We start from the raw sequence: 11,381 nt of genomic DNA, 5'->3' as shown, positions 1-11,381 counted from the left end.
CTCGCGGTGGGTGAGCTCGCGCGTGTCGCCGCCGCTCACCCAGCGGGCGTCGCCGGTCTTCGCCGCGATCTTGCCGTCGAGGCTGGCGGCGAACTTCGCCTTGACCAGCGGCAGCCCGGTGAGCCGGTGCTTGATGTAGCCCTCCAGCAGCTTGCGTGACTCCGCCTCGCCCTCGCCCAGTTCCACGCCGAGGCCGGCGGCGCGCAATTGCGCCAGGCCCCGCCCGCGCACGTGTTCGTCCGGGTCGATCAACGCGCAGTGCACCTCGGCGACGCCGGCGGCGATCAGGGCGTCGGTGCATGGCGGCGTGCGGCCCTGGAAGTTGTGCGGCTCCAACGTGACGTACAGCGTGGCGCCGTGCGCCGCCTCGCCCGCCGCTTGCAGCGCCGTGCCCTCGGCGTGCGGCGTGCCGCCCGGCTGCGTGGCGCCCTCGCCCACGATGCGGCCCTCGCGCACCAGCACGGCGCCGACACAGGGGTTCGGGCTGGTCGTGGCGTAGACCGAGGCGGCAAGCTCCAGGGCGCGCCGCATGAACGCGGTGGGTGGGCGCGCGGCGGTGCGGCTGTCAGTGGGCGCGGCCATTCTGCCAGTCCTGGTACGAGCGGCTGGCGGTCGGCAGCCGCTGACCCTGGTACTTGCTGCCCAGCGCCGCCGAGCCGTACGGCCGCTCGACCGGTGTGGACATGCGTTCAAACGAAAGCTGGCCGATCTTCATGCCGTAGTAGAGCGTGATCGGCAGGTTGGCGACGTTCGACAGCTCCAGCGTCAGGTTGCCGTACCAGCCGGGATCGACGTAACCCGCGGTAGCATGCACCAGCAGGCCAAGCCGCCCGAGCGAGCTCTTGCCTTCCACGCGGGCGACGATGTCGTCGGGCAGTGTCAGGCATTCGAGCGTGCTGCCGAGCACGAACTCGCCGGGATGGAGGATAAAGGGATCGTCGTCCGCGACCTCGACCAGCTCGGTCAGGTCGTCCATCGGCTTGCGCACGTCGATGTAAGCGTAGCGCGAGTTGCGAAAGACACGGAACGAGCGATCGAGGCGGACATCCACGCTGGCGGGCTGGATCTCGGCCCGCTCGAAAGGCGCGAGCACGAGCCGGCCGGCCTGCATCTCCTCGCGAATGGTGCGGTCGCTGAGAACCACCGTGCGCTCCTGCCGGCGACCTTACCGCCCGCGCCGTGATCGCATCGTAGCAGGGTATCGGGTCAGTCGGCAGCAGGCAGCCGTGCGTCAGAGCGAGTGGCGAGTGGTCGGAGGAGCGGGGCGGACGGCTGGTTTGTGCGAACACAGCCTGCTCAGGGTACGCTCTGCGCGGGCCGGAGGCACCGGCACCGCCGACTGGACGCCTACGGAGGGAAGCACGATGAGGCTGATCATCGACAAGGACGTGCCCGTGCCGATGCGCGACGGCGTGACGCTGCGCGCTGACGTGACCCGGCCCGACGGCGATGCGCGGCTGCCCGTGATTCTCGTGCGGCTGCCCTACGGCAAGTCGATGCTCTCGATGCAGACCTACGCCGAGGCGAACCGGCTGGCGCTCGCGGGCTACGCCGTCGTGCATCAGGACACGCGCGGCCGCTTCGCCAGCGAGGGCGACTTCTACCCCTTCCGCGACGAGGCGCAGGACGGCTACGACACAGTCGAGTGGTGCGCCGCGCAGCCCTGGTCCAGCGGCAACGTCGGCATGACCGGCGGCTCGTACTTCGGCGCGACGCAGTGGCTCGCCGCGACGGCAACGCCGCCGCACCTGAAGGCGATCTTCCCTGTCGTCACCGCCTCCGACTATTACGAGGGCTGGACCTACCGGGGCGGCGCCCTGCACCTCGGCTTTGCCCTGCTCTGGGCGCTATTGCTCTCGCCCGAAGCAGCGCTGCGGCAGAGCAAGGGCACGGGCGACGGATCGAAGCGCGTGGCCGAGCTGCTGCGCGCCGTGGACGACGTGCAGAACCTCTACAAGCGCCTGCCGCTGCAGCAGATGCCCGAATTAGAGCGCACGGCGCTGTACTTCTTCGACTGGCTGGAGCACGAATCGCTGGACGAGTACTGGCGGCAGTGGCGCATCGCTGATCGCTACGAGCGGATCGACGTGCCGGCGTTTCATGTTGGCGGCTGGTACGACCTCTTCCTCGGCGGCACGCTGGAGAACTATCTCGGCATGCGCGAGCGCGGCGGCAGCGCCGCGGCCCGCGCCCACCAGCGGTTGCTGATCGCGCCCTGGGCGCACGGCGCCTACTCCGGCGCGTATGCGGAGTACACGCACGGCAGCGCCGCGGACATGGCCTTCATGAACCTGGCCGGCATGCAGATCCGCTGGTTCGACCGCTGGCTGAAAGGCATCGACAACGGCGTCGATCGCGAGCCACCGGTGCGCCTGTTTGTCATGGGCGAAGGTGTCTGGCGCGACGAGCAGGAGTGGCCGCTCGCCCGCACGCGGTTCACGCCGTTCTACCTGCACGGCCAGGGCCGCGCCAACTCGGCCGCGGGCAACGGCACGCTGGGCGAGGCGCCGGCCGCGAACGAGCCGCCCGACGTCTACACCTACGATCCGCGCGACCCGGCGCCGACCGTCGGCGGCACGACCTTCCTGCCCGGCCTCTACATCGCCGCCAACGCCGGCCCGCGCGACCAGCAGACGGTCGAGGCCCGCCCGGACGTGCTCGTGTACTCCACGCCGCCGCTCGCGCAAGATATCGAGGTCACCGGCCCCGTCGAGGTCGTGCTCTACGCTTCGACAACCGCGCCCGACACCGACTGGACGGCGAAGCTGGTGGACGTGCACGAGGACGGCTTCGCCCGTATCCTCTGCGACGGCATCCTGCGCGCCCGCTACCGGTACGGATTGGAGAAAGCCGAGCCGGTGCAGCCGGGCGCCGTCGAGGAGTACGTGATCGACCTCTGGGCGACGAGCAACCTCTTTCGCGCCGGTCACCGCATCCGCCTGGAGATCTCCAGCAGCAACTTCCCGCACTTCGACCGTAACCTGAACACCGGCGGCAGGCTCGGCGCCGAATCGCTGGCCGAAGCGAAGCCGGCGCTGCAGACCGTCTTCCACGACGCCGCGCACCCCTCACACCTGCTGCTGCCCATCATTCCGCGGTAGAGGAGCGAGCCGAGATGGCGAACCGCTTGCAGGACAAAGTCATCATCGTCACCGGCGCGAGCCGCGGGCTCGGCAAGTACATGGCGCTGGGCATGGCGGCGGAGGGCGCCTGTGTTGTCGTCGCGGCCCGCACCGAGCAGGCGACGCACGCGATCCTGACCGGCACGATCTACGAGACGGCGCAGGAGATTGAGCAAGCCGGCGGAGTGGCGCTGCCCGTGCGCTGCAACGTGGCCGATCCGGAGTCGATCGAGTCCATGGTCGCGGCGACGCTGGCGCGCTTCGGCCGCATCGACGTACTGGTGAACAACGCGGGCATCCAGCCCGCCGGTCGCATCGCGACGATCCAGCCGCGGCACTTCGAGCTGGAGCTGCGCATCAACGTCAACGGGCCGTTCTGGTGTACGCGCGCCGTGCAGGAGCAGATGCAGCAGCAGGGCGGCGGCGCCGTGATCAACATCAGCTCGGCCGCCGCGAACCGGGAAGGGCTCTCCGGCCACTACGGCGTCACGAAAATTGCGCTGGAGTGGATGACCAAGGCCTTCGCCAACGAGCTGGCCGATGCCGGCATCGCCGTCAACGCGCTGAAGCCGCGCGGCGTGATCGACACGCCCGGCGCCCGCTTCGGCCGCGGCGGCAACGAGCCGCAGAACGCCGACCCGAAAGAGGACTTCGTCGAGGCGTCGGTGATCCTGGCGACCGCGACGCCGGCGACGCTGACCGGCGAGGCGCTGTTCGAGCATGAGGTGCTGGCCCGCTTCGGCCGCGGCGCCAGCCTCGCACCCAGTCCGCATGGATGAGCGAACCGCCGATCGAGCTCCGCTTCTACTTGGAAGGAAACCTCTCGCACAGGCTCGGATCGCTCTGCCGGGCGCGTCGCCGTGACGCCCTGCAACCGGGGGCTGCTCGCGGGCGGATATCATCCTCTTGACGGCCGGCCCCAATCCGCCGCCCCGATCTGCTTCGCGAGGCGCAGGCCGATTCCGCCGTGGCTGACGATCGGCGGCGCGCGAGCCAGCCGCGACCAATGGCGAACAACATCAACACAGGAGCCGCCGATGCAGCGCCACGACCGCGAACCCCAGCGTGTGCTGGTGATGATGGCCCACCCCGACGACCCCGAGTTCACCTCCGGCGGCACGATCGCGCGCTGGAGCCGGCAGGGAGCCTGGATCGGCTACGTCGTCTGCACCGGGGGCGACAAGGGCAACGAGAACACCGAGCTGCCCTCTGCCGACCTGATTCGCACGCGCGAGGAGGAACAGCGCCGCGCCGCCGCCTCGTTCGGGATCGATACGGTCGAGTTCCTCGGCCACGAGGATGGCTTCCTGGAGCATACGCCCGAGCTGCGCCGCCAACTCGTCGCCGCGATCCGCCGCCACAAGCCGGACACGGTGATCTGCTTCGACCCGGCCACGCGCTACGTCGGCGACGGTTACATCCAGCATCGCGACCACTGGGTCAGCGGCGAGGCGGTGCTGGCCGCGATCTACCCGGCGGCGCGCAACGGCCGCACCTTCCCCGAGCTGCTGCGCGAGGGGCTGGAGCCGCATGTCGTGCAGCAGGTTTACATGACCGCCGCGAACCTGCCCACGCGGTGGATCGACATCGGCGAGACGATCGACGCCAAGGTCTCGGCGATGCTGCTGCACCAAAGCCAGGTGCAGGACCAAGAAGGTCTCGCTGCCTTCCTCCGGCAGATGGCGCGCCAGTCCGGCGCCACGGCGCAGCCGCCCGTGGAATACGCCGAGGCGTTCCGGTACATCGACTCAACCGGAGGCTAAGGCTGCTTTCGCTCGAAGAACTCGCGCCAGAGGGCAGCCGTGTCGCGCCCCATCGCCGCGAAGAGGCCGCGGCCGGCGATCCCTATGGTGGCGACCGCCGCGACGGCCATCACGACGTAGACGCTCTCCTTGCCCTGTTCGGTCCAGTACACATCCTTCAGCGTCAGCCAGAGGGCGAATTCATCGAGCGTCAGCGCGGCGCTGATGCCGAAGAGGATCGCGACCGCACGCCGTCCCCAGGCGCGATCGTTGGTGAAGGCGGCGCCGATGTAGCCGGCGATGAGCAGCCCGAAGATGCCGAAGACCAAATGGTGGATGTGCGTACCGCCGTTGGTGCCGACGTTGTGAAACAGCCAGGTGAAACGATGGGCCTTGATGCTGGAGGTGATGAAACGCACGATGCCGAACATGACGAGAAAGCTGCTGGCGATCAGCAGGCGCTCCTCGCGGCACTGCTTCACCACGTGCTCTTGATAGAGATGCGCCAGCCGTTGCGGCGTGCCGGGCCGCAACGGCGCCGGCAGCGCGGACAGTTCGCCGCCTTCCATCGTCGTCCCCTGTTTGCCTGTGGCCGTACAACCCACTTTCAGACGGCTGACGCGCAGCCCTGCCAACAGTGTATCGCCGGGGTATCCCCGCCGAGCGGAGTCTCGTGCTGCGCGGCGCAGTATACTTCCCGGCAAGTGATACGCAGGCGAAGGAGGAAGGCGATGGCGGGCGGTCTCGCGGGCAAAGTGGCGATCGTGACGGGCGGCAATTCTGGTATCGGCGCGGCGACGGTGATGCGCTTCGTGCAGGAGGGCGCGAAGGTCGCGATCGTGGCGCGGCGCGAGCGCGAGGGACTGGCCGTGCAGCAGGCCGCGCTCGCCACCGGCGGTGAGGCGCGCTTCCTCGCCTGCGACGTAACCGACCGCGCGGCGCTCGAAGGCGTTGCGCAGCGTGCGACGGAGCTGTACGGCGGCGTGCAGATCGTGGTGAACAATGCCGGCGGCGGCGTCCCCGATCCCTTTCCACAACCGGACGACGACGCCTTCGAGCGCACGCTGCGCCTGAACCTGACCTCGGCTTACATCCTCGCTCGGGCCTGCTGGCCGCAGTTGATCGCCGCCGGCGGCGGCACGATCGTGAACGTCACCTCCCTGGCCGCCGTCACCGCCGTCTCGCCGCACCAGCAGTCGATCATGCCGTTCTTCCCCTCGGCGGGCTACATGGCTTCAAAGGCCGGGTTGGAGGGGCTGACGCGCTTCCTCGCCTCGGCCGGCGCGCCGCACAACATCCGTGCCAACGCGGTGCGGCCCGGCGCCGTGCTCACGCCGACGGCCACGCGCTTGCAGCCCGGCCATCACGTCTTCGAACGGGTGCACGATGAGATCCAGCTCACGCCCGGCTCCGGCGCGCCGGAAGACGTGGCCAACGCGATCTACTACCTCGCCTCAGACGAGTCGAAATTCGTCAACGCCCAGGTGCTGAGTGTCGACGGTGGCGCCGTCTTCAAGGTCTGATGGGCTCGGCTATCCGCCCGCCAGCTTCACCGTGTGACCCAGGATCCGTAACGCGTCCGCGGCCTTCTCGCGGTGGTCGCCCTGCAGCTCGACGGTGCGGCCTTTCACCGTCCCGCCGGAGCCGCAGAGCCGCTTCAGCCGCGCGGCGACCTCGGCCAGCGCCGCGTCGTCGCCGGGCAGGCCGGTGATCAGGGTGACGATCTGGCCGCCGCGGCCGCCGCGCTCGCGCGCGACGCGCACGATGCCGTCGCCCAACACCGGATGCTTCGTCGCGCGGTCCTTGCAGACGCAGGCATGCAGCGGTCGCCGGCAGTCGGAGCAGCGCACCGGCCGCCGGTCGGTCACGACGCGGCCGTCGGTGGAGTAGAGTGGACGACTGTCTCGCGCGGGCATCGACGGCAGCCTCCAGGCAGGACCTGTGCCCGATCGCCTGGAGCCAATCATTGCGCAACATCACCGTGGTCATGCGGCGCAAGCGGGCGATCGAGCGCGGGTGTGTGCCTCCAGCATAGCGCGGCGATTCGCGCGGCACACAGGTATGAGGGCCGCGGCTGCCGGCGCCCGGCTGGCGGCTGTCGACAGCGCTTCGGTACCCTTTGGCACGGAGGACCGAACCATGCCGCACGAACACGAGCCGCGACGGGCGGGCGAGGAAGGCCGCGACCTCGCCGCCGCCGACTATCAGCGCCGGCGCGCCGAGTTCTTCACCTCACCGATCGAACGGCTGGAACCGCGTGCCGGCGCCGGCGCTGCCGAGCTGTTCCGCGCGATGCAGCGGGCCGGCGGGCCGTTGCGAAATCTTGCCGGCGTCTACCTGGGCTGGGAGGAGATGCTCGCGCGCCAGCAGCAGGCGATCTGGCTGACGATCGCCGGCGCCTACATTCCCTTCGGCCTCGGCGGCACGCTGCGTGCGATCATTGAGCACCGCTTGGTCGACGTAATTGTGACCACGCCGGCGCAGATCACGCACGACCTCACCGAGGTGCGCGGCTTGCGCCATTACCACGGCACCCCGCACGTCGACGACAACCTGTTGCAAAGGCTGGACATCAATCGCTACTGGAACACCTACGGCGACGAGAACGAGCTGAACGAGAACGAGGACGTGATCGCCGAGTTCGCCGACACGCTCTCGCACGAGCGCGCCTACACGCCGAGTGAGTACTTCTGGCGGCTCGGAGCCTGGCTCCCGCAAAGCAGGCACGGCAGGGCGGACGGCATGATCACCGCCGCGGCCCGGCAGGGCATCCCCATCTTCTGCCCCAGCCCCGCCGACGGCGACATCACGACCGACCTGGCGCATTACCGCAAGCGCACGGGCCGCCGCCTGCTGCTGGATCCGGTAAAAGAGGCATTGGACACGGTGGCCGTGAACGCCGTGGTGGAAGACGCGGGCGGCCGCGCGGGGCTGATCACGCTGGGCGGCGGCGCCCCGCGCAACTACGGCCAGCAATCGATGGCCTGTGCCTACATGCTCGACCGGCGCGATCTGCAGAAGCATAACTACGGCCTACGCATCTCACTGGACCCGGTGGAGACCGGCGGCCTCTCCGGCTCGACCATTTCCGAGGGCAAGACCTGGAAGAAGTATGCCGCCGACGCCACGGTGGCCGAGCACTACGGCGATTTCATGGTGCCGCTGGTGCAGATGACGCAGGCACTGCTCGAAGTTCGTGCGGGGCTGCCGCAGCGCGTCGGACTGCGCGTGCGCTACGCCGAGGACGGTCGCATGTTGGTCGGCGCCTTCGGCGGCGCGGAGGTCGATGTCCAGGCCGTGTACGGGTACGCGTAAGGCGGAGGCCGGGGGCAGCAGAGCACAGGGACGGGAACAGCGCGTGCCAGATCTCGTGACGTTCATCGGCCTCGATCTGGCGTGGTCGCCGCGCAACCGCAGCGGGGCGGCGACGCTGCGCGGCAGTGCTGCCGGCGCCGAACTGGTCGATCTGTCGCTGCTCGGGGACGATGCCGAGCTTGTCGCGTACGTCGAGCGCGTCGCCGGCAGTGGGCCGGCGATCGTGGCCGTCGATGCGCCGCTGCTCGTGCCGAACGCCACGGGGCGCCGGGTCTGCGAAGCCGAGGTGCAGCGGGTCTTCGGCCGGTTTCATGCGGGGCCGTACCCGGCCAACCGCGGCCTGCTCGCCTTCAATGGCGTGGTGCGCGGCGAGGCGCTGGTCGCGGCGCTGGCAGAGCGAGGCTTCGTACATGCGGCGGAAGTGCCGGCTGGTGAGCCGGTGCGGCAGGTAGTCGAGGTCTTCCCGCACCCGGCGACGATTGCGCTGTTCGGGCTGGTGCGCACGCTGAAGTACAAGAAGGCGAACCAGCCGGCCCGCCGCGCCGAGGCGCTGGCCGACTGGCGCCGGTATCAAGCTTGCCTGCGCTCGCTGGCCGGCGCCGAACCGCCGCTCGCGGGCCATAGGGCGTTCCTCGTCCAGGACGTTTCAGGGCTGCGCGGCCTGGCGCTCAAGGGCTACGAAGACCGGGCCGACGCCTTGCTCTGCGCCTACATTGCGCTCTACGCGCACCGCTGGGGCGCCGCCCGCTGCCGCGCCTTCGGCGACCTCACGGGCGGCTATGTGCTCACGCCCGTCCCGCGGGACCTGTGGCCAAACGCTGCCGGCGGCGCGATCGGCGGGCAGCCAACGTTCGCGTCGCGGCGATGCTAAACCCGCCGCATGACGTGCAGCAGGTATTCTTCGCGGTTGAGCGGGTTATGGTCCGTCCGCGGCCGCGTCGGGATCACGCCACGGACCAGTTCGTAGCTGTCGAAGCTGCACTCCAGCACGCCTTCGCCGCGAGTCAGCGCCGGCAGCAGTTGTCGCAGCTCGTGCACCCGCGCCGCCGGGATCTCACCCTCCAGCAGGTACGTCGCACCCCGGAGTTCCTGTGTCTGCGGAACGGCGCTCAGACGCGCGAATGCGGGCGCCGCCGCCCCGAACGAATCTGCGGGAATCTCCAGCCGGAAGCGGTGCATCGGCTCGTAGACCGCCGCGCCGGCCTGTTGCAGCGCGCTGATCACCACCAGCGGAGTCAGCTTGCGGAAGTCTTCGCCGGTGCTCGACATGCTCTTGTTGAAGTACTGATGGCCGAGGCCGTGCTTGCCCAGGTAGCCGGCGTGGGTCATCGTCACGGTGCAGTCCGTCACCTGCCAGCCATGGATGCCCTGGCGCAGCGTGGCGTACACCGTGTCCTCGACGGCCTTAAAGAACGCCGCGGGCATCCTGCCGTGAACCGCAGCCGCCAGCCGGAACGCTACACCGCTGTTGATTGCGGCCGGCTCGATGCGCAGCCCGACGGTGGCGAGGAAGGGGTTGGGCGGCATGTGCATCGTCTCGACGGCCGCGCCGGCGCCGATCGGTCGTTCGATGCATATTGTGGTTGTGTCGCGAAATTCGACGGCGAGGCCGAAGTCGTTCGCCAGCGTGGCCCCGATGACTTCTTTCTGCACCTCACCGTAGAGCGATACATAGAGCTCTTGCCGCAGATCGTCCTGCCGCAGGTTGATCAGGGGATCCTGCTCGGCGAGCTGGCCGAGTGCGAGGTGCAGCGCGGCCCTGTCGGCCGGATGCCGCGGCATAATCACCGACTCCAGCGTCGGCGGGGCGAAGTAGTGCTGCGCCGTGGTCGTTCGCGGCCTGCCGATCTGGTCACCGATGCGGATGTCGTCCAGACCCCAGAGCTTGCCGATCTGCCCTGCGACGACCGCCTCGCGGCGGACGGTTGAGCCATGCTCGAACACGCTGATCGCGGTGATCTTCTGCTCGCTGCCCCCGCAGCCCGGCAGACGATCGCGTGTGCGCACGACTCCCGAAAACATGCGGAGGTAGGTGATCTTCTCACCGGCCTGCCCGCGCTCGACCTTGAAGACGGCGCCGGAAATCGGACCGTCGCCGTCGCCCTCGGCCGCGGGCAGCAACTCCGCAACGCCGGCAATCAGCGAGTCCACCCCCGCGCCGGTGATCGCCGACCCGAAGAAGACCGGATGCACCAGTGCACGCTTGCTTTGCGCTGCAAGCTCTCCCCGGAGCCGGCCGTATGAGACCGCCGCCGCGCCGTCGACATAGTCCGCGAGCAGCGCATCGTCGTGCTCAGACAGTGACTCGGACAATGTGGTCGTGAAGGCCGCATCGGCCGCGCCGTACGGGGAGAAGCTGGCATGCCGCGTGCCGGGCTGGCGCACCGAGCCCATGGCGACGACCGCCGGCGTCAGCTTCGCGGCGATCTCCCGCTGGACGCGCTCGCCGTCTGCGCCGCCGCGGTCGATCTTGTTGACGAAGATCAGGGTGGGAATGCGCAGCCGCTGCAGCGTCCGCATCAGCACGCGCGTCTGCGACTGCACGCCCTCGACGGCCGAGATCACCAGCACCGCGCCGTCGAGCACGCTCAACACCCGTTCCACCTCGGCGATGAAGTCCGGGTGGCCCGGCGTGTCGATCAGGTTGACCGTGACATCATTGATGACGAACGACACCACGGCGGACTTGATCGTGATGCCGCGTTGCCGTTCCAGCGCCAGGGTATCGGTCTGGGTGGTTCCCTCATCGACGCGGCCGATCGCGTCGATCACACCGGCCGCGTGGAGCAGCCGCTCGGTCAGGCTGGTTTTACCCGCGTCTACATGCGCCAAAATACCGAGGTTCAAGGTTCGCATGAAGCGTCATGTCCTCTGAACAGGTAGTGATCCCTATCCGGATGAACATGTGCGCTCCCATTTCCTTCTCCCCGAGCATCGCTGCGAACCCGCGAGCCGGCAGCGATGCGTGCATGCCGGCCCGGCCACGAGTCCGGCCAAAGCCGTGGTCTTCGGCGCTCGCTGTCGCTCGAAGTGTAGAGACCGCCGCACCGGCTGGCAACCGGTGTAGTGGTTCAGGACAGGTGAGACAGTGACGGGTCATGCCGGCTGGGTCAGGTGCTCCTCAGCGTACTTCGCCGGGGGCTTGTCGCCCAGCGCACTGTGCAAGCGGGCGCCGTTGTCGTGGCGCACGTAGGCCTGCAAT

11 protein-coding genes are annotated in these 11,381 nt (G+C 69.1%); 6 read left to right on the top strand and 5 right to left on the bottom strand.

All coding sequences use genetic code 11. The annotated features are described in order from the left end of the window. Positions 1–582: bifunctional diaminohydroxyphosphoribosylaminopyrimidine deaminase/5-amino-6-(5-phosphoribosylamino)uracil reductase RibD (gene ribD / locus VKV26_20045; protein ID HLZ72203.1), on the bottom strand; the 582-nt coding region annotated here is incomplete at its 3' end. Continuing rightward, positions 566–1,144, bottom strand: coding sequence for a dCTP deaminase (dcd, locus tag VKV26_20040; protein HLZ72202.1), 579 nt, complete (start codon positions 1,142–1,144; stop codon positions 566–568). The genes ribD and dcd, both read right to left, overlap by 17 nt. A gap of 220 nt (positions 1,145–1,364) precedes the next feature. On the opposite strand from dcd, the gene VKV26_20035 reads away from it, so the two are divergent. The 3 genes from VKV26_20035 (at position 1,365) to VKV26_20025 (ending at position 4,885) form a co-directional block, all read left to right on the top strand. After that, a complete protein-coding gene (locus VKV26_20035; protein HLZ72201.1) occupies positions 1,365–3,101 on the top strand; it encodes a CocE/NonD family hydrolase in 1,737 nt (578 codons plus the stop codon). Between the two features lie 14 nt (positions 3,102–3,115). Then, positions 3,116–3,901: an SDR family NAD(P)-dependent oxidoreductase gene (locus tag VKV26_20030; GenBank protein ID HLZ72200.1), complete on the top strand. Its 786-nt coding sequence runs from the start codon at positions 3,116–3,118 to the stop codon at positions 3,899–3,901. A 258-nt stretch (positions 3,902–4,159) separates the two neighbouring features. Further along, positions 4,160–4,885, top strand: a complete 726-nt coding sequence (locus tag VKV26_20025; protein HLZ72199.1) for a PIG-L deacetylase family protein — start codon at positions 4,160–4,162, stop codon at positions 4,883–4,885. On the opposite strand, the gene VKV26_20020 is transcribed toward VKV26_20025, so the two are convergent. Next, complete coding sequence (locus VKV26_20020; protein ID HLZ72198.1) at positions 4,882–5,433, bottom strand: hypothetical protein; 552 nt, start codon at positions 5,431–5,433, stop codon at positions 4,882–4,884. The two genes, VKV26_20025 and VKV26_20020, sit on opposite strands and share 4 nt — an antisense overlap. 162 nt (positions 5,434–5,595) lie before the next feature. Here VKV26_20020 and VKV26_20015 point away from each other — a divergent pair, with 162 nt between their 5' ends. Then, positions 5,596–6,387: an SDR family NAD(P)-dependent oxidoreductase gene (locus tag VKV26_20015; protein ID HLZ72197.1), complete on the top strand. Its 792-nt coding sequence runs from the start codon at positions 5,596–5,598 to the stop codon at positions 6,385–6,387. A 9-nt stretch (positions 6,388–6,396) separates the two neighbouring features. Here the strand turns inward: VKV26_20015 and VKV26_20010 are convergent, their stop codons facing one another. Beyond that, positions 6,397–6,780, bottom strand: a complete 384-nt coding sequence (locus VKV26_20010; protein ID HLZ72196.1) for a stress response translation initiation inhibitor YciH — start codon at positions 6,778–6,780, stop codon at positions 6,397–6,399. Between the two features lie 223 nt (positions 6,781–7,003). Between VKV26_20010 and VKV26_20005 the strand changes: the two genes are divergently transcribed. Together VKV26_20005 and VKV26_20000 are read left to right on the top strand one after the other, a co-directional pair. Then, on the top strand, positions 7,004–8,179 hold the full coding sequence (locus tag VKV26_20005; GenBank protein ID HLZ72195.1) for a deoxyhypusine synthase family protein: 1,176 nt from the start codon (positions 7,004–7,006) through the stop codon (positions 8,177–8,179). Positions 8,180–8,222: 43 nt separating this feature from the next. Beyond that, the gene (locus tag VKV26_20000) at positions 8,223–9,050 is read left to right on the top strand and encodes a DUF429 domain-containing protein (protein HLZ72194.1); all 828 of its coding nucleotides are present in this window, start codon (positions 8,223–8,225) and stop codon (positions 9,048–9,050) included. Here VKV26_20000 and VKV26_19995 read toward each other — a convergent pair. Then, a complete protein-coding gene (locus VKV26_19995) occupies positions 9,047–11,035 on the bottom strand; it encodes a translation factor GTPase family protein (GenBank protein HLZ72193.1) in 1,989 nt (662 codons plus the stop codon). The two genes, VKV26_20000 and VKV26_19995, sit on opposite strands and share 4 nt — an antisense overlap. Between the last annotated feature and the right edge of the window lie 346 nt (positions 11,036–11,381).

The organism is Dehalococcoidia bacterium, from assembly GCA_035310145.1.
In the GTDB taxonomy this organism is placed as follows: domain Bacteria; phylum Chloroflexota; class Dehalococcoidia; order CAUJGQ01; family CAUJGQ01; genus CALFMN01.
This window is presented reverse-complemented; position numbering and strand designations above follow the sequence as displayed.

Coding starts and splice junctions, on each gene's coding strand:
- VKV26_20035 (HLZ72201.1), top strand. CDS start 1,365: ATGAGGCTGATCATCGACAAGGACGTGCCCGTGCCGATGCGCGACGGC.
- VKV26_20030 (HLZ72200.1), top strand. CDS start 3,116: ATGGCGAACCGCTTGCAGGACAAAGTCATCATCGTCACCGGCGCGAGC.
- VKV26_20025 (HLZ72199.1), top strand. CDS start 4,160: ATGCAGCGCCACGACCGCGAACCCCAGCGTGTGCTGGTGATGATGGCC.
- VKV26_20020 (HLZ72198.1), bottom strand. CDS start 5,433: ATGGAAGGCGGCGAACTGTCCGCGCTGCCGGCGCCGTTGCGGCCCGGC.
- VKV26_20015 (HLZ72197.1), top strand. CDS start 5,596: ATGGCGGGCGGTCTCGCGGGCAAAGTGGCGATCGTGACGGGCGGCAAT.
- VKV26_20010 (HLZ72196.1), bottom strand. CDS start 6,780: ATGCCCGCGCGAGACAGTCGTCCACTCTACTCCACCGACGGCCGCGTC.
- VKV26_20005 (HLZ72195.1), top strand. CDS start 7,004: ATGCCGCACGAACACGAGCCGCGACGGGCGGGCGAGGAAGGCCGCGAC.
- VKV26_19995 (HLZ72193.1), bottom strand. CDS start 11,035: ATGCGAACCTTGAACCTCGGTATTTTGGCGCATGTAGACGCGGGTAAA.